At 67.9% G+C, this 17,068-nt stretch carries 17 protein-coding genes; 12 read left to right on the forward strand and 5 right to left on the reverse strand.

Going from position 1 to position 17,068, the window contains the following annotated elements; genetic code table 11:
- Nucleotides 1-95 precede the first annotated feature (95 nt).
- The 3 genes from PSR88_RS25130 to PSR88_RS25140 all read left to right on the forward strand — a co-directional run bounded on the left by PSR88_RS25130 (nucleotide 96) and on the right by PSR88_RS25140 (nucleotide 2,356).
- Complete coding sequence (locus PSR88_RS25130) at nucleotides 96-743, forward strand: LysE family translocator (protein ID WP_011597220.1); 648 nt, start codon at nucleotides 96-98, stop codon at nucleotides 741-743.
- An 80-nt stretch (nucleotides 744-823) separates the two neighbouring features.
- Complete coding sequence (locus PSR88_RS25135) at nucleotides 824-1,867, forward strand: zinc-binding dehydrogenase (protein ID WP_011597221.1); 1,044 nt, start codon at nucleotides 824-826, stop codon at nucleotides 1,865-1,867.
- 63 nt (nucleotides 1,868-1,930) lie between these two features.
- Complete coding sequence (locus PSR88_RS25140) at nucleotides 1,931-2,356, forward strand: VOC family protein (RefSeq protein WP_011597222.1); 426 nt, start codon at nucleotides 1,931-1,933, stop codon at nucleotides 2,354-2,356.
- A gap of 7 nt (nucleotides 2,357-2,363) precedes the next feature.
- Here the strand turns inward: PSR88_RS25140 and PSR88_RS25145 are convergent, their stop codons facing one another.
- Together PSR88_RS25145 and PSR88_RS25150 are read right to left on the reverse strand one after the other, a co-directional pair.
- Nucleotides 2,364-3,401 carry an AraC family transcriptional regulator gene (locus tag PSR88_RS25145; protein ID WP_011597223.1) on the reverse strand — a complete coding sequence of 346 codons (1,038 nt, stop codon included), beginning with the start codon at nucleotides 3,399-3,401 and terminating at the stop codon, nucleotides 2,364-2,366.
- Nucleotides 3,398-4,585, reverse strand: coding sequence for a pyridoxal phosphate-dependent aminotransferase (locus PSR88_RS25150; RefSeq protein WP_016883872.1), 1,188 nt, complete (start codon nucleotides 4,583-4,585; stop codon nucleotides 3,398-3,400). The genes PSR88_RS25145 and PSR88_RS25150 overlap by 4 nt, the downstream gene beginning before the upstream one ends.
- Before the next feature lie 120 nt (nucleotides 4,586-4,705).
- Here PSR88_RS25150 and PSR88_RS25155 point away from each other — a divergent pair, with 120 nt between their 5' ends.
- Complete coding sequence (locus PSR88_RS25155) at nucleotides 4,706-5,305, forward strand: carboxymuconolactone decarboxylase family protein (RefSeq protein WP_029539585.1); 600 nt, start codon at nucleotides 4,706-4,708, stop codon at nucleotides 5,303-5,305.
- On the opposite strand, the gene PSR88_RS25160 is transcribed toward PSR88_RS25155, so the two are convergent.
- Nucleotides 5,280-6,200, reverse strand: coding sequence for a sigma-70 family RNA polymerase sigma factor (locus tag PSR88_RS25160; RefSeq protein WP_016883870.1), 921 nt, complete (start codon nucleotides 6,198-6,200; stop codon nucleotides 5,280-5,282). The genes PSR88_RS25155 and PSR88_RS25160 overlap by 26 nt on opposite strands.
- A gap of 280 nt (nucleotides 6,201-6,480) precedes the next feature.
- Here PSR88_RS25160 and PSR88_RS25165 point away from each other — a divergent pair, with 280 nt between their 5' ends.
- From PSR88_RS25165 to PSR88_RS25200, 8 genes are read left to right on the forward strand one after another with little or no spacing between them, the layout of a single operon-like run.
- A complete protein-coding gene (locus tag PSR88_RS25165) occupies nucleotides 6,481-7,551 on the forward strand; it encodes an ABC transporter substrate-binding protein (protein WP_016883869.1) in 1,071 nt (356 codons plus the stop codon).
- A 38-nt stretch (nucleotides 7,552-7,589) separates the two neighbouring features.
- On the forward strand, nucleotides 7,590-8,678 hold the full coding sequence (locus PSR88_RS25170) for an ABC transporter substrate-binding protein (protein WP_029539584.1): 1,089 nt from the start codon (nucleotides 7,590-7,592) through the stop codon (nucleotides 8,676-8,678).
- Complete coding sequence (locus PSR88_RS25175) at nucleotides 8,675-9,511, forward strand: ABC transporter ATP-binding protein (protein WP_016883867.1); 837 nt, start codon at nucleotides 8,675-8,677, stop codon at nucleotides 9,509-9,511. The genes PSR88_RS25170 and PSR88_RS25175 overlap by 4 nt, the downstream gene beginning before the upstream one ends.
- Nucleotides 9,504-10,379 carry an ABC transporter permease gene (locus PSR88_RS25180; protein ID WP_009477993.1) on the forward strand — a complete coding sequence of 292 codons (876 nt, stop codon included), beginning with the start codon at nucleotides 9,504-9,506 and terminating at the stop codon, nucleotides 10,377-10,379. Before PSR88_RS25175 ends, PSR88_RS25180 begins: the two co-directional genes overlap by 8 nt.
- 25 nt (nucleotides 10,380-10,404) lie before the next feature.
- A complete protein-coding gene (locus PSR88_RS25185) occupies nucleotides 10,405-11,748 on the forward strand; it encodes an LLM class flavin-dependent oxidoreductase (protein WP_005561798.1) in 1,344 nt (447 codons plus the stop codon).
- Entirely contained in the window at nucleotides 11,745-12,971 is a 1,227-nt protein-coding gene (locus tag PSR88_RS25190; RefSeq protein WP_016883866.1) for an MFS transporter, read from the forward strand. The genes PSR88_RS25185 and PSR88_RS25190 overlap by 4 nt, the downstream gene beginning before the upstream one ends.
- A gap of 13 nt (nucleotides 12,972-12,984) precedes the next feature.
- Nucleotides 12,985-13,974 (forward strand): LLM class F420-dependent oxidoreductase, encoded by a 990-nt coding sequence (locus PSR88_RS25195; protein WP_009477996.1) that lies wholly within the window; start codon nucleotides 12,985-12,987, stop codon nucleotides 13,972-13,974.
- A gap of 36 nt (nucleotides 13,975-14,010) precedes the next feature.
- On the forward strand, nucleotides 14,011-14,571 hold the full coding sequence (locus PSR88_RS25200; protein WP_011597232.1) for a GNAT family N-acetyltransferase: 561 nt from the start codon (nucleotides 14,011-14,013) through the stop codon (nucleotides 14,569-14,571).
- A 7-nt stretch (nucleotides 14,572-14,578) separates the two neighbouring features.
- Here PSR88_RS25200 and PSR88_RS25205 read toward each other — a convergent pair whose 3' ends face one another.
- Together PSR88_RS25205 and PSR88_RS25210 are read right to left on the reverse strand one after the other, a co-directional pair.
- Nucleotides 14,579-15,247, reverse strand: coding sequence for a DUF3239 domain-containing protein (locus PSR88_RS25205; protein ID WP_009477998.1), 669 nt, complete (start codon nucleotides 15,245-15,247; stop codon nucleotides 14,579-14,581).
- Nucleotides 15,248-15,284: 37 nt separating this feature from the next.
- On the reverse strand, nucleotides 15,285-16,964 hold the full coding sequence (locus tag PSR88_RS25210; protein ID WP_009477999.1) for a DNA repair helicase XPB: 1,680 nt from the start codon (nucleotides 16,962-16,964) through the stop codon (nucleotides 15,285-15,287).
- Nucleotides 16,965-17,068 lie beyond the last annotated feature (104 nt).

Raw genomic sequence — 17,068 nt, forward strand, 5'->3', positions numbered from 1 at the left:
TCCCACTGGTGGTCGACGAATGCAACCCGGACGCAGGTCCACCGAGGCCGGACTGGACCGCGACGGCGCGTCGCCGCGGTGGGATCGTCACGGACATGATCGATTCGGCGGCGGTACTCGGAGTGGCGGCGATCGCCCTCGGTATGGTTCTCACACCTGGACCCAACATGGTGTATCTGGTCTCGCGCAGCATCACTCAGGGCAGGGCGGCGGGACTGCTCTCGCTGGCCGGAGTCGCTCTCGGATTCCTGTGCTATCTGGCTGCTGCGACACTGGGCATTTCGGCGGTGTTCTCCGCCGTCCCGCAGGCGTACACCGCGCTGAAGCTGGCGGGCGCGTGCTATCTGGGCTGGCTGGCCTGGAAGGCGTTGCGGCCCGGCGGGCACACGCCGTTCGCTCCGTCCCGGGCGCTGCCCCGGGATTCGTCCGCCCGGCTGTTCCTGATGGGACTCACGACCAACCTGCTCAATCCGAAGATCGCGGTGATGTATCTGGCGCTGATCCCGCAGTTCGTCCACCCCGGCGCCGGGCCCGTGTGGTTGCAGAGCCTGCTGCTGGGCAGTGTCCAGATCGTGGTGGCGCTCACCGTGAACGCGCTGATCGTCTGCGTCGCAGGAGCTGTCGCGGCGTTCCTGTCCGGACGCCCGACGTGGCTGCGCGCGCAGAAGTTCGTGATGGGAAGCGTCCTCGGCGGCCTCGCCGTTCACCTCGCCCTCGACCGGACGCGGCCCGCGACGGTCTGAATCGGCAGTGGCCTGAATCATGCACACCTGAGCATGTTTCGCGGGTACCGTCGGGAGCGACGACGACGAAGGGGTGAGAGATGGCCGGGACCATGCGGGCGCAGCGATTCCATGCTGACACGAAAACCATTGCTGTGGAGGATGTTCCGATTCCGGAACCCGGGCCCGGTGAAGTGCTCGTCAAAGTGGAGTTCTGCGGCATCTGCCATTCCGACCTGAGTCTGATCGACGGCACGTTCCCCACGCTGCTGCCCGAGGTGACCCAGGGGCACGAGGCGTCGGGCACCATTGCGAAGCTCGGTGCCGGAGTAACCGGCTGGTCCGAAGGAGACCGCGTCGTGCCGTCCGCGGGCAGGCCCTGCTTCGGGTGCCGCAACTGCCGCCGCGGGGACCTCACGAACTGCCTGAACATCCAGCTCATGGCGTTCGCCTACGACGGCGCGTGGGCCGAGTACACGGTGGCGCAGGCCGGGGGACTGACCCGTATTCCGGACAACGTTCCGTTCGAGCAGGCGGCCATCCTCGCCGACGCGGTGTCGACGCCGTTCGGCGCGGTCGTGCGCACCGGCAAGGTGGTGGTCGGGGAGACCGTGGGGGTGTGGGGTGTGGGCGGAGTCGGCACCCACATCGTGCAGCTGGCACGCCTCGTCGGCGCCGTCCCGGTGATCGCGTTCGACATCAATCCCGCTGTGCGGGAACGCGCCCTGGAACTCGGGGCCGATTACGCGTTCGACTCCCGGGACGAGAACCTGAAGGAGAAGGTCGCCGAGGCTACGGGCGGCCGGATGCTGGACGTCGCGTTCGACGCGGCCGGGCTGAAGGTGACGTTCGAGCAGGCACTCGACTGCCTGACGGTCGGTGGCCGACTCGTCGCGGTCGGGCTGAGCGCGCAGGAGGCGTCGGTGGGCACCACCGCGCAGTTCGGGCTGTCGCAGAAGCAGGTACTCGGCCACCTGGGCTACAAGAACGTGGACATCGAAACCCTCGCCGAACTGGTGTCCCGTGGCCGCCTCGACCTGTCGCGGTCGATCAGCGAGATCGTCCCGCTCGAGGACGTCGCGAAGGGCATCGAGAAACTCGCGAACCACGAGGGCGATCCCATCCGGATCCTCGTCAAACCCTGATACCGGCAGATCCCGGGATTCGGCTCGTCGGGACCTGTCGGTGCACCGCTGTACCGTCGGGCCATGGGATATGAATTTCAAGTCACAGTGGACTCGGAGAACCCGCATACCCTGGCCAAATGGTGGGCGCAGACGCTCGGCTGGGAGGTGGAGCCGAGCAACGAGGAGTTTATCCGCGGGCTCGTCGAGGCCGGCCACGCGCAGGAGTCCGACACCATGGAGTTCGAGGGTGTCCTGGTCTGGCGGGAGGGTCAGGCGATCCGCGATCCGGAGCACCCGGAGCGCCCGCGTGTGCTGTTCCAGCTGGTTCCCGAACGGAAGACGGTGAAGAACCGGCTCCACCTGGACATCCGGGTCGGGGACGCCCGGTACGAGGTGGCCGAGAAGCTGGAGCAGTCCGGCGCCACCGTGCTCCACCGCGGCCGCCAGGGACCGAGCGAGTGGGTCACCATGGCAGACCCCGAGGGCAACGAGTTCTGCGTCAGCTGACGCGCTGTCACGCTCCGCGGTAGGAACTCGGGGTGCTGCCGGTCCAGCGTTTGAAGGCGCGACGGAACGCGCTGGGCTCGGAGAAGCCGAGCCGCGCCGACAGGTCCTCCACGGTCTCGCCGCGCCGGAGCCCGGCGACGGCGGCGTCCCGGAGCACTTCCTCCCGCAGCTGGTTCAGCGACGTCCCCTCCTGCCGGAGCAGGCGGCGCAGGTGTGGGACGCTGATCGACAGCATCTCCGCGATGTCCTCGGCCGTCGACGTCCGGCCTTTCATACCGAGTTCGAGGACCCGGCGCACCTGCGCCGACGCCGTGCTGTCGTAGTCACGCTCCGACATCAGCAACGTCGGTGACTCCCGGAGATAGTCCGCGAGCGTGTCCTCGGTCTGGATGATGGGCGCCCGCATGACCGCGTTGTCGAATTCGATTGCGGGAATGTCGGAATCGAATGTCACCGGGACGCCGAAGATGTGATCGTAGTTCTCGGCGAGCTGCGGCAGCGGCGCCGGATACGGCAGTTCCACCGCCAGCAACCGGACCCTCTTGCCCACGAGCCACGCCGCGAAACGGTGAAGCAGGATCAGTAGGAAATCGGTGGTCACCCGCGTCGCCTCGAGCGACGACTGCACGTCCTCGGTGGACCGTTCGGCCGCGGCCGGGCGGATGTCGATGGTCATCCGGGTTCCACCGTTGACACCGGGACCGATGTGCAGGGCCGGAAGTGACGGCAGGGCGCGCAGGATGTCGGCCATCCGCTCGAGGGCCGCGGACAGGTCCGCGGTGTGGATCAGGGCGAGGCAGACGAGCCGAAACGTGCCGCGGGGGACCGGGGCCGGCCCGAGGCCGAACAATTCGTCGCCCGTGATCTGCCAAACCGCCTGGGTGAACGCCGTGACCTGGGTCGGCGTCAACCGGGCCAGCGGATCCTCGAGCGACGCCGCCGTGATTCCCGCCGCCGACAGCGCGGGGGAGAGGTCGACCCCACTGCGCGCCGACAGTTCGAGCGACCGCCGCACGAAGTCGGCGGGGATGGTGCGGGCAGTCACGATCCGGGCTCCCCGAGGGTCCGGAGCCGCCGCGCAGCCTCCTCGAGCACGTGATCCTGCTTGCAGAACGCGAACCGCACCAGCGGGTTCCACGGCAACGGATGGTCGGTGAACACACTGACCGGCACCGCGGCCACGCCGATGCGCTCCGGAAGCCTGCGGCAGAAGTCGATGCCGTCGCGTTCACCGATCGCGGTGATGTCGGCGCACAGGTAGTACGTGCCGCCACCCGAATGGACCTCCAGACCGGACGCGACGAGCGCGTCGTACAGCACGTCCCTCTTGGCCTGGAGACTGTCCCGCAATTCCTTCACCCACTGCTGCTCGTGGCTCAGCGCATGCGCCACCGCGGGCTGGAACGGTCCGCCGCCGACGAAGGACATGTACTGCTTCGCGGTCCGGACGGCGTCGATCAGTTCCGCCGGACCGCACGCCCAGCCGATCTTCCAGCCGGTGACATTGAACGTCTTGGCGGCGCTCGACACCGAGACGGTCCGTTCGTACATTCCCGGCAGAGTGGCCAGGGCGGTGTGCGTCCGGCCGTCGAAGACCAGGTGCTCGTACACCTCGTCGCTGAGAACCAGCAGGTCGTGCTCGCAGGCCAACTCCGCGACGGCGGCGATCTCCTCCGGGGTGAACACGGTGCCGGTCGGATTGTGCGGGGTGTTGATCACCAGCATCCGGGTCTTCGGGGTGATCGCCGCCCGCAGAGCGTCGAGGTCGACGACGAACTTCGTGCCGGAGCGGGCGAGCGGCACGCTGCGTCGCACCGCCCCCGCCAGCGCGACAGACGCCGCGTAGGAGTCGTAGTACGGCTCGATCAGCACCACTTCCTCACCCGGTTCGACGAGCCCCAGAATGGCGGCGCTGATGGCCTCGGTTGCGCCGACGGTGACCAGCACCTCCGAGTCTGGGTCGTGGTCGAGCCCGTACCTGGCGAGCCTGTCGGCCGCGACCGCCTGGCGGAGCACGGGCATGCCGGGGCCGGGCGGGTACTGGTTGAGCCCGTCCGCAATAGCTCGGCGCGCGGTGTCGAGCATGGACGCGGGACCGTCGGTGTCGGGGAAACCCTGACCGAGGTTGATGGCGTCGTGGCGCACGGCGAGCGCGGTCATCTCGGCAAAGATGGTGGACGCGAACGGCTGCAAGCGCTGGACGGTGCGGTTGCGCGGCGTTGCGGGCATTACTGCAGCGTAGTCGGTGTGACGGCGAGGGTTGCACACGGCCGCGTCACGTTCTGCAGGGCTGTCTCGTCTTCTCTGTAGACGGCGCGCGAAGGGCGCCCGGTGACGATGGAGGACGCAATGCCCCGCATTCCCGCAGTGGCCCCGGCGGACGCGAGCCCGCTGGTGAAGGTCGCCTACAAATATGCTGCCCACAAGTTCGACGAGGTGCCCGAGCCGTTCACCGTGCTCGCCCATCACCGCAAGCTGTTCGTCGCGTCGGCCCGCCACGAGCTGGCGGTGCAGAAGGCGTCGACCGTGCTTCCCGCGAACGTGCGGGAGATCGCCGTCTACCGCGTGGCGTGGACGATCGGCTGTTCGTGGTGCGTGGACTTCGGCACGATGCTGCAACGCCTCGACGGCCTGGACGTGGAGCGGCTCCAGCACATCGTCGACTACGCCGACTCGCCCGCGTACAGCGAGGACGAGCGCGCGGCCATCGCATACGCCGACGCGATGACGGCGACGCCCACCACGGTCACCGACGAACAGGTGGCGGACCTCGAGCGCCGGTTCGGCCGAGCCGGTGTCGTCGAACTGTCCTATCAGATCGGCATCGAGAACATGCGCGCCCGGATGTACTCGGCGCTGGGCATCACGGAACAGGGTTTCGGCACCGATTCGTGCCGGGTGCCGTGGGCCGACGACGCCGCGGTCACGAAGAAAGGTCCGGGAGCCTGATCCCGCCGAACTTCTCCGGATTGGCGATGTCGTACGCCGCGTAGACGAGTCCGTCCCGGACGGTGAACCCACCCACTCGCGGCGGCGAGCTGCGGTGGGCATCGTCGCCGGTGAGTGCGGCACTGAAGAAGCCCAGCTGGCCGTTGACCAGGACCGGCTGCATGACGGTGAACACCGCCGGCCCGTACCGCTTGATGAGGCCGAGGAAGAAGCGGGCGAACTTGTCCGCGCCGTGGATGACGTTGACGGCGGTGCTCGTGGTGCCGTTGGCGTCGCCGATGACGAGGGCGTCCGGGTGCAGCGCCGCGATCACCGCGTCGAGGTCGCCGGCGGCGAGTGCCTCGAGCAGTCGCTGCACGGCGACGGCATGCTCGTCGTCGGGAACGGCGGGTGTGGTTGCGGCAGCGGCCTTGCGGGCCCGCGACGCGAGCTGACGTGCCGCGGGCGTCTCGATGCCGAGAATCCCGGCCACCTCGTCGAACGGGACCCCGAAACCGTCGTGCAGCACGAAAGCGACCCGTTGCGCAGGGGTGAGCGTGTCGAGCACGATCAGCGCGGCGAGGCGGTTGTCCTCGTCCCGGACGACCGCTTCCAGCGGGTCCGGCTCGGCCGACGGTGACAGTCCGGTGACGATGGGTTCCGGAAGCCATTGGCCGACATACTGTTCCCTCCGCACCGCCGCCGACCGCAACCGGTCGAGGCAGATCCGCCCGACCACCGTCGTGAGCCACGGCCGGAGGTCGCGGATATTCGCGGCGTCCGCGTCGTCGAGTCGTAGCCACGACTCCTGCACGGCGTCCTCCGCGTCGCTGACGCTTCCCGTCAGCCGGTACGCTACGGAGAGCAGATGCGGCCGGTGGGACTCGAATTCGTCTACCAGCGTCGCAGTGGGCATGCCGATATCCTACGTGCGGTCCAGACATAAAATCCGTCGTGTGCGTAACCGTTGACCCTGGTGGTGGGTCCGGACGTATGGTGTGGCGACCACACCACCTCCAGGGAGTCTGCCATGTTCCAGTGTTTCGGCTGTCGTAGCTGACCTGGCTTTTTCGCACCCCTTTTCTTCTGCACGTCCTGCTGACCCGTCCGGCGACCGCCGGTCGGGGTTCGCCGAGTGCGCTCGCACGACCCGCCGCTTCGTCGTGTGCGGGCATCACACACTAGGAAGACCTTCGATGATTCGTCCACGTTTCGCGCGGACTCTGGCCGCAGCGGCCGCCCTTCTCACGTTCACCAGCCTTGCTGTCGCGTGCTCCGGTTCGGAGACGACCACGACAGCCGACGGGAAGACGGTACTTCGCTACGAGGGGACCACGGGACAGGTCTCGTTCCCGGAACTCGCGGCCGACCTGGGCTACTACCAAAAGGTCGAACTGAACTGGATCGGCGACACCACCAGTGGGCCGCAGAGCATTCAGAATGCCGCCACGGGGCAGACCGACTTCGGTGGCGCGTTCAACGGTGCGGTGTTGAAGCTGGCCGCGGCCGACTCGCCGATCACGTCCGTCATCGGCTACTACGGCTCCGACAAGGAGACCTTCAACGGGTACTACGTGCTCGACGGAAGCCCGATCACGTCGGCACGTGACCTGATCGGCAAGAAGGTCGGCATGAACACGCTCGGCGCACATCACGAGTTCCTCGTGCGGGAGTGGCTGGCGCGGGAAGGGCTGACCCCGGACGAGATCAAGCAGGTCGAGCTGACCGTGGTGCCGCCGGTGAACACCGAACAGGCGCTGCGGCAGGGTCAGATCGACGTCGGCACGCTCGGAAGCGTGTTCCGCGACAAGGCAGTCGAACGCGGCGGCATCCGCCCCCTGTTCACCGACGAGTCCATCTTCGGTTCCTTCACCTACGGTTCGCTGCTGTTCCGCGACGACTTCATCGCGAAGAACAAGGACGCCGTCGCTGACTTCGTGCAGGGCACGGCCCGCGCCATCCGATGGACCCAGACGACTCCGCGCGACGACGTGATCGCGAAGTTCAGGGACATCATCACCAAGCGCGGCCGCAACGAGACCACCGACCTCGTGGGCTACTGGAAGACGCCGGGTGTGGCGGGTCCCGGTGGCGTGATCACCGACAAGGAGATCCAGACCTGGATCGACTGGCTCGTCCGCAACGGTGAACTCGAGGACGGCAAGCTCACGCCGGCCGACGTCTACACCAACGAGTACAACCCGTATGCCAACGGCACGTACCCCGCCGACAGCGGCCCCGACGGACAAGCACTGGCCGCCAAGTGAACTCCACCCCAGGTCCCCACGAGAAGAAAGTGACGTCGATGTCCCACTCCCGGTTCCGGCGCGGCGCCGTGCGCGCCCTCGCGGCGACCGCAGCACTGTTCACGCTGGCCTCGGGAGTGGCGGGGTGTGCCGGCTCGTCGGATACCGCCACCACCGAGGACGGAAAGACGGTCCTGCGCTACCAGGGGTGGTCCGGGGACGTGGGCTTCCACGAACTCGCCGAGGACCTGGGGTATTACGACAAGATCAAGCTCGAATGGGTCGGCGACACCACCAGCGGCCCGCAGGACATCCAGTCGGCGGCCACGGGTGACATCGAGTTCGGCTCGGCCTTCAACGGAGCCGTCGTCAAGCTCAATGCCGCGGGTGCACCGATCACGTCGGTGCTGAGTTCCTACGGCGCCGATGCCGGTGAGTACACGGGATACTTCGTCCTCGACGGCAGCCCCATTCGCTCGGCGCGTGACCTGATCGGCAAGAAGGTCGGGATGAACACGCTCGGTGCGCACCACGAGTTCCTGGTCCGGGAGTGGCTGGCCCAGCAGGGGTTGACCCAGGACGAGATCAAGCAGGTGGAGCTGACCGTCGTCCCGCCGGTGAACAACGAAACGGCCCTGCGCGAAGGTCAGATCGACGTGGCGGCCATCAACGGCATCTTCCGCGAAACAGCCCAGGAGCGTGGGGGTATCCGGCCGCTGTTCACGGACCGGGATCTGTTCGGCGCCTTCAGTTACGGCACCTACGTGGTGCGCGACGACTTCCTGGCGAAGAACAAGGACGCCGTCGCGGACTTCGTGCAGGGCACGGCCCGGGCCATCCGATGGACCCAGGTGACTCCGCGTGAGGAGGTCGTCGCACGGTTCAAGAGCATCATCGACAAGCGTGGCCGCAACGAGAGCGACGAGGCCATCGACTACTGGCGCAGCTCCGGTATTCCCGTCGCCGGGGCCGTGATCCAGGAGAAGGAGCTGCAGACCTGGATCGACTGGCTCGTCCGCAACGGTGAGCTCGACGAGGGCAAGTTGACCGCAACCGACCTCTACACCAACGAATTCAACCCGTACGCCAACGGCACGTTCCAGCCCGAGAGCGGGCCCGACGGAGAAGTACTGGAAGGACAGAAATGAGCATCACCGCCTCGAACCCCGATCGGGTTCAGACGCCCAAGCTCCGCCTCGAGCACGTCACCAAACAGTTCGACGTGCGCGGGTCCAAGGACAAGTTCACCGCGATCGAGGACATCGACATCGATCTCGCGGACGGCGAGTTCCTCGTCCTCGTCGGTCCGAGTGGTTGCGGGAAGTCCACGCTGCTCGACCTGCTCGGCGGGCTCAGCACCCCCACGTCGGGCCGGATCCTGCTCGACGGGCAGCCGGTGACCGGGCCGGGTCTCGACCGCGGAATCGTCTTCCAGCAGTACGCACTCCTGCCGTGGCGGACGGCTCGGCACAACATCGAATTCGGGCTCGAGGCCAAGGGACTGCCCAAGAAGGAACGGCGCGAACTCGCCGAGCACTACCTCGAGCTCGTCGGCCTGAAGGGCTTCGGCGACCGGTACCCGCACGAGCTGTCGGGCGGCATGAAGCAGCGCGTCGCGATCGCCCGCAGCCTCGCGTTCGATCCCGAGGTGCTGCTGATGGACGAGCCGTTCGCCGCGCTCGACGCGCAGACCCGTGAGTCGCTGCAGGACGAACTGCTGCGCATCTGGAAGGCCACCGGCAAGACCATCCTGTTCATCACGCACGGCATCGACGAGGCCATCTACCTCGGGCAGCGGGTCGCCGTCCTGACGTCGCGGCCCGGCCGGGTGAAGACGTTCGTGGACATCGACATCGACCGCAGCGGCGAGGACGTCCGGTCCAACGAGCAGTTCCGGCACTACCGCCACCGCATCTGGACGCTGCTGCACGGCGAAGTGGAGCGTGCACAGGTAATCGAGAAGGAGGAAGCACATGTCTAGCGCACTCGCGTCACCGGAAGCTCCCGTCGCAATCGATCCACCCGGGACCTCGGCTCCGTCGCCCGCTTCCACCCCACCGCAGCCGGGTGCCGTCCAGCGTGCCGGCGCGGCACTGCGTCCGATCGCCTGGCGGATCCTCAAGCCGTCCGTCGCGATCGTCGCCTTCCTGGCACTCTGGGAGATCGCTCCCCGGGCCGGTCTCGTCGACGAGGTGTTCCTGCCCCCGTTCAGCACGGTGGTCGAGGCGTTCTTCGATCTGGTCAAGAGCGGTGAGCTGTGGCAGCACGTGTCCGCCAGCCTCTCCCGGGCCCTGATCGGGTTCTTCGTGGCGGTCGTGATCGCGATCCCGCTGGGCATCGCGATCGCCTGGTACCGGCCGGTGTCGGATTTCCTGAACCCGATCCTGGAGCTGTTCCGCAACACGGCGGCGCTGGCGTTGCTCCCCGTGTTCATCCTGATCCTCGGCATCGGTGAGGAGTCCAAGATCGCCCTGGTGATCTACGCGTGCACCTTCCCGATCCTGCTGAACACGATCTCCGGTGTGCGGACCGTCGATCCGCTGCTGATCAAGTCGGCGTCCTCGCTGGGACTGTCGCCCGTGCGCCTGTTCCAGAAAGTCGTGCTGCCCGCCGCCGTTCCAACCATCTTCACCGGCATCCGCATGGCGGCGGCGTCGTCGATCCTCGTGCTGATCGCCGCCGAGATGGTCGGGGCCAAGGCCGGCCTCGGCTACCTGATCACGGCCTCCCAGTTCAACTTCCAGATCCCCAACATGTATGCGGGCATCGTCGCCATCTCGGTTCTCGGGCTGACGCTCAACGCCGTTCTCGTACTGATCGAACGCAGGCTGTCCCGCTGGCGGGTCTAGTCACTTACCGGAAAAGAAACTCCACATGTCACAGGATTCCCAGTTCCACCTCAACGCGTTTCTCATGGGTGTGGGACATCACGAGGCGGCGTGGCGCCATCCTCGTACCGAGGCGCACCGCGTTCTGGACGTCGCCCACTTCCAGGAACTCGGCCGGATCGCGGAGCGGGGCAAGCTCGACTCGGTGTTCTTCGCCGACGGCCTCGCCGTCGGACCGCGGATCAAGCACAACACACAGGCGATCTTCGAGCCCGTCACGTTGCTGTCGGCGATCGCCGTCGCCACCGAACACGTGGGGCTGATCGCCACGGCGTCCACGAGTTACTCCGACCCGTACAACCTGGCACGCAAGTTCACGTCGCTCGACCACATCAGCGGCGGCCGGGCGGGGTGGAACATCGTGACCTCGGCCGGTGCGGACGAGGCTGCGAACTTCGGCGTCGACGGCATCCCCGCACACAGCGGACGGTACGAGCGCGCAGAGGAATTCGTCGACGTCACGCTCGCCCTGTGGGACAGCTGGGAGGACGGCGCGGTGGTGCTCGACCCGGAGACCGGCGTGTTCGCCGACCCCGGCAAGGTTCACACCATCGACCACGACGGACCACGGTTCCGGGTCAAGGGCCCGCTCAACTCGCCGCGCTCCGCCCAGGGGCGGCCGCTGCTGGTGCAGGCCGGATCGTCCGAGAGCGGCAAGGAGTTCGCCGCCCGGTACGCCGAGGCCGTGTTCACCGCGCAGCGCACCCTGGAACAGGGGCAGGAGTTCTACCGCGACCTCGAGGCGCGTGTCGTCAAGCACGGCCGCAATGCCGGCGACCTGAAGGTGCTGCCCGGCATCGTGCCGTTCATCGCGGACACCGAGGAAGAGGCGAAGGCGCTCGAGCAGTCGTTCACCGACCTGATCTCGCCCGAGTACTCGCTGCGGCAGCTGTCCACGATGCTCGGTGTCGACCTCACCAAGCATTCCCTGGATGCCCCGCTTCCGCCGCTTCCTCCGCTGGACGAGATCCAGGGCAACAAGAGCCGCTACCAGCTGGTGAAGGATCTCGCGGCGGACGGTTCGCTGACCGTCCGGCAACTGATCGGGCTGCTCGGCGGCGGGCGCGGGCACCGCACGTTCGCCGGAACCCCCGAACAGGTGGCCGACGAGCTGCAGACGTGGTTCGAGCAGGGCGCGGCCGACGGTTTCAACATCATGCCGCCCTACCTGCCCGGCGGACTGGACGACTTCGTCGACCGTGTCGTCCCGATCCTGCAGCAGCGCGGACTGTTCCGGACGGAGTACACCGCGACCACCCTGCGCGGTCACTACGGTCTCACGGACGTCGGTAACCGGTTCGCGGGCGCGGTCGACGAAGCGAGCGCATGAGCGGCGAGACCGGTCTGAAACCTCTCGTCACCACCGTCTTCGTCCCCGCCGCGATCTTCGGCATCGGCCAGGGGGCCGCAGCCCCGGTCATGGCACTGACAGCCCGCGAACTGGGCGCGTCCGTGGCCGTGTCCGGGCTGATCGTCGCGGTCGTCGGGCTCGGCGCCGTCCTCGGCGACCTGCCCGCAGGCCGGATCGTCGCCAGGTTCGGGGAGCGGCGGTCCATCATCGGCGGCAGTACCGTCGGCGCCGCCGGAGTGCTGGTCTGTCTGCTCGCGCAGACACCCTGGATGCTGGGCGTGGGGGCACTGCTGACCGGGCTCGCGAACGCCGTGTGGGGGCTGGCCCGCCAGAGCTACCTGGCCGACGCCGTGCCGATCGGGCTGCGTGCCCGGGCGATGTCGTCGTTCGCGGCGATGTGGCGGCTCGGCTTCTTCGTGGGACCGCTGCTCGGCGCCGCCGTGATCCTGGTGGTCGGCGCCCGGGGCGGATTCATGGTGCAGTTCGTCGGCGTCGTGCTGTCCGGGTGGCTGATGTCGAGGGTCCCCGACCCGCCGAGGCGCCACGCAGGCACCGCCGGTACCCACGCGACGCTGCCGTCGATTCTGCGCCGGCACCGGAAGCTGCTGGCCACGCTCGGCGCCGGGTCGCTCCTCATGGGTGCGGCCCGCGCCTCGCGGGAGGCGGTGCTGCCGCTGTGGGCTGCCCACCTCGGACTCGACGCCGCCCAGGTCAGCCTCGTCTTCGGAGTCGGAGCGGCCGTCGATCTGCTGTGCTCGTATCCGGCCGGACACTTCATGGACCGGTACGGACGCCGGTTCATCGCGGTGCCCTCGCTTGTGGTGATCGGGGCGTCCTACCTGGCGTTGCCGTTCTCGCACGACCTCCTGTCGATCGGGGTCGTCGCCGTCGTGATGGGCATCGGCAACGGGCTCGGCAACGGCGTCATCATGACGCTCGGCGCCGACATCGCCCCACCGGCGACGCGCGCCGAATTCCTCGCTGCCTGGCGGCTCACCCACGACACCGGCATGTTCGCCGGACCCTTCGGCGTCGGCGCGCTCGCCGCGGTGGTCCCGCTCGGGGCTGCCGTCGCCGCGATCGGGGGAGCGGCGCTGGTCGGCGCAGGTCTCCTGTTCCGGTTCATCCCGGTCTATTCCCCGTGGCCACCGCCGACCGCGTCGGAGCCCGGGTCCTCACCGCTCGAAAAACAGGAAGCATAGGTACATTCGTTTCATGCGCTTCGGATTGTTCGTTCCTCAAGGTTGGCGTCTGGATCTCGTCGGAATCGATCCCTCGGATCAGTGGTCGGTGATGCGCGACTTCGCGTTGCGCGCCGATCAGGGTTCGTCCTGGGATTCGCTGTGGGTCTACGACCACTTCCACACCGTCCCGGCACCGACCGAGGAGGCCACGCACGAGGCGTGGACCCTCATGTCCGCGTTCGCGGCGGTCACCTCACGGGTGCGTCTCGGCCAGATGTGTACGGCGATGAGCTACCGCAACCCGGCCTACCTCGCGAAGGTCGCCGCCACCACCGACCTCATCTCGGGTGGACGCGTCGAGATGGGTATCGGCGGCGGCTGGTACGAGCACGAGTGGCAGGCGTACGGATACGGATTCCCCTCTGCCGGTGTGCGTCTCGGCCGCCTCGACGAGGGCGTGCAGATCATGCGTCAGGCCTGGACCAACGGCATCGCGACCCTCGAAGGCAAGCACTACCAGGTCGACGGGGCCATCGTCCGCCCACTTCCGTTGCAGGAAGGCGGCATCCCGCTGTGGATCGCCGGTGGCGGCGAGAAGGTGACGCTGAAGATCGCGGCAAAGTACGCGCAGTACACCAACTTCGACGGCACACCCGAGGGCTTCGCGCAGAAGTCCGAGATCCTGCGGAAGCACTGCGACACCGTCGGTACCGACTTCGACGCCATCACCCGCTCGGCCAACTACAACGTCGCGATCGGCACCACCGAGGCGGAGGTCGAGCAGCGGTTGCTCACCCTGAAGGACCGCCTCACCCCCCACGTCGGTGCCGACGCCGCCGAGGGTGCCCTGGGAGCCTTCCGCGGAATGCCCGGTGTGGGAACGCCGGAGCAGATCGTCGAGAAACTGTCGGCGCTGAAGGCGCAGGGCATGTCCTACGGCATCTTCTACTTCCCGGAAGCCGCGTACGACACGTCGGGCATCGAACTGTTCGAGAAGGAAGTTCTGCCCGCGCTGCGTTGATCAGCAGGCCGCCTCACCGGGCATAGAGTGGCGGGCATGTTCGTCGTCACCCTCGCCGCCGACACACTGTGGCTGAGCCCGCCGGTCGTCACCGACGTCGACGAGATCTGCGCGGCGTGCAGCGACGCGTCGATCGCGGAGTGGACGACGATGCCCGCGCCGTACACAAGCTCGGACGCCGAGCAGTTCGTGCGGCAGACGGTGCCCTCCGGGTGGGCCGATCGCAGTCCCACCTGGGCGCTGCGCGAACGCGAGGACGGTCCCGTGCTGGGGATGATCGGTCTGATGGCGCGGGACGTGACGGCGGCGGAGATCGGATACTGGCTGTCGCCGGCGGCACGGTCGCGGGGCCTCATGACGACCGCGGTGAACCTGGTGTGCGATTTCGCGTTTCGGCCGGACGGCATGGGGCTCGAACGCATCGAATGGCGCGCGTTCGTCGGCAACGTCGACTCGGCGGCGGTCGCCCGCCGGGTCGGCTTCCGGTTCGAGGGCGTCCAGCGCGCCGGACTCGTGCAGCGCGGCGTCCGGCGTGATTCGTGGGTGGCCGCCCTGCTCGCCGGCGACCCCCGGCAGCAGGCCGAAGGCTGGCCCTAGCGGCCGATCAGCGCAGGCCCTCCGGAAGGTCGTGCTCGGACACCGCGACCCGCTGGTCGGGGCTGGTCCGGATGTGCTCGGACTCGGGGATCCGGCTCTGCAGGAAATCCCACTCGACCTGATCGATGGCGTCCTCCGCGCGGGAACGCACCGTCGCGTCGCGGGTGCCCCACGCGATCGGCATCGGGCTGACCATCTCCCACGTGTCGGCGTCGTTGTGGGTGCTGCGGTCGTTCAGGAGTGCGACGGACGGCACCCTGTCGCCCACCCGCTGCTTCTGACCGGTCCGGATCGGAACGTTGCGGGTGACGAGGGCGTACGACGCCCGGCCCGCGGAGGGCTTCGCGACGTCGATCAGCGACAGCAGGGTGACCGCGCGGGGATGGACCTCCGAGACGACCGCAGGCACCAGCGGGCTCTTCGCGTACAACTCCTCGATGCTGCCGACTTTCTTCGGCACCCAGAACGCCACCCACACCGACGTCAGCGCGGCGATCGCCACGACGACACCGAGGATGATCGACCAGGGGTGGGCGAGCAGGATCAGACCGGCAGCGGCGGCCGCGAACAGCAGCGCCACCACGATCGCCGACACCTGCAGGCGTCGCATGTCGGCGAACGTCTGGTTGACAGACTTCGCGTAGGCCCGGTCGACGGTGAACTCGAAATGTCGCACGGCCCCAGCTTAGAGCTCCCGGTCCGGTGGCAGGCGGTCACCCGATGGCCGGGCCCAGCAGATCGTCCGCGTCGGTGATCCGGTACGCGTACCCCTGCTCGGCGAGGAAGCGCTGCCGGTGGGCGGCGTACTCGGCGTCGAGCGTGTCGCGTGCCACCACCGAGTAGAAGTGGGCCTGGCCGCCGTCGTGCTTGGGTCGCAGCAGGCGGCCCAGTCGCTGAGCCTCCTCCTGGCGGGAACCGAACGTGCCCGAAACCTGGACGGCGACAGACGCTTCCGGCAGGTCGATCGAGAAGTTCGCGACCTTGCTGACGACCAGCGTCTGGATCTCGCCCGCCCGGAAACGGTCGAACAGTTCCTCGCGCTCCTTGTTCTTGGTCGACCCCTTGATGACCGGGGCGTTCAACGCCTCACCCAGTTCGTCGAGCTGGTCGAGGTACGCGCCGATGATCAACGTCGGTGCGTCGGTATGCCGTTCCAGGATCGACTTCACCACCGCGATCTTGGTGTGCGCGGTGGAACACAGCTTGTACCGCTCGTCGGGTTCGGCGACGGCGTACGACATCCGTTCGGCGTCCGTCAGCGTCACCCGCACCTCGACGCAGTCGGCGGGCGCGATCCACCCCTGCGCCTCGATGTCCTTCCACGGTGCGTCGTACCGCTTGGGTCCGATCAGCGAGAACACGTCGCCCTCACGGCCGTCCTCGCGCACCAGGGTGGCGGTGAGGCCGAGGCGTCGACGGGACTGCAGGTCGGCGGTCATGCGGAACACCGGGGCGGGCAGGAGGTGCACCTCGTCGTAGATCACAAGACCCCAGTCGCGGGAATCGAAGAGCTCCAGATGCTTGTATTCGCCCTTGGTGCGCCGGGTGATCACCTGGTACGTGGCGATCGTGACCGGACGGATCTCCTTGCGCTCGCCCGAGTACTCGCCGATCTCCTCCTCGGTGAGCGACGTGCGCGCGATCAGCTCACGCTTCCACTGCCGTCCCGCGACCGTGTTCGTCACCAGGATCAACGTGGTGGCCTTCGCCTTGGCCATCGCCGCCGCACCGACCATCGTCTTACCCGCACCACAGGGCAGGACGACGACACCGGACCCGCCCGCCCAGAACGAGTCGGCGGCCATCTCCTGATAGTCGCGCAGGTGCCACGTGCCGTCCGCGGACCCGGGGGACGTGCCGTCGAAGTCCAGGTCGATGGCGTGCGCCTCGCCGTCCACGTACCCGGCGAGGTCCTCCGCCGGCCAGCCGACCTTGAGCAGCAACTGCTTGAGACGGCCGCGCTCGCTCGGGTGGACCACGACCGTGTCGTCGTCGACGCGCGCACCGAGCATCGGGGCGATCTTCTTGTGCCGGGTCACCTCGGTGAGGACCGCGCGGTCCAGGCTGACCAGCGTCAGACCATGGGCCGGGTTCTTCACCAGCTGCAGGCGCCCGTACCGGGCCATCGTGTCGACGATGTCGACCAGCAACGGCTGAGGCACCGCGTACCGGGAGAAGTTGACCAGCGCATCGACCACCTGCTCGGCGTCGTGTCCGGCGGCGCGCGCGTTCCACAGGGCCAGCGGGGTGATCCGGTAGGTGTGGACGTGTTCGGGCGCGCGCTCGAGTTCCGCGAACGGCGCGATCGCCTGGCGGGCGTCATTCGCGCGTTCATGATCGACCTCCAACAGCAGGGTCTTGTCGGATTGGACGATCAACGGTCCGTCGGTCACGGAAGCCTCCTCGAAAATGCGGTGCCGGATGTAGCCAGCCTGTCCATTGTCCTGATCTGAGCGACACCGCGCCACGTCGCGGCCTCCGACGCGGCCCGATACCT

Origin of the sequence: Rhodococcus sp. DK176, assembly GCF_038447315.2 — a bacterium.
Lineage (GTDB): Bacteria > Actinomycetota > Actinomycetes > Mycobacteriales > Mycobacteriaceae > Rhodococcus_F > Rhodococcus_F jostii_A.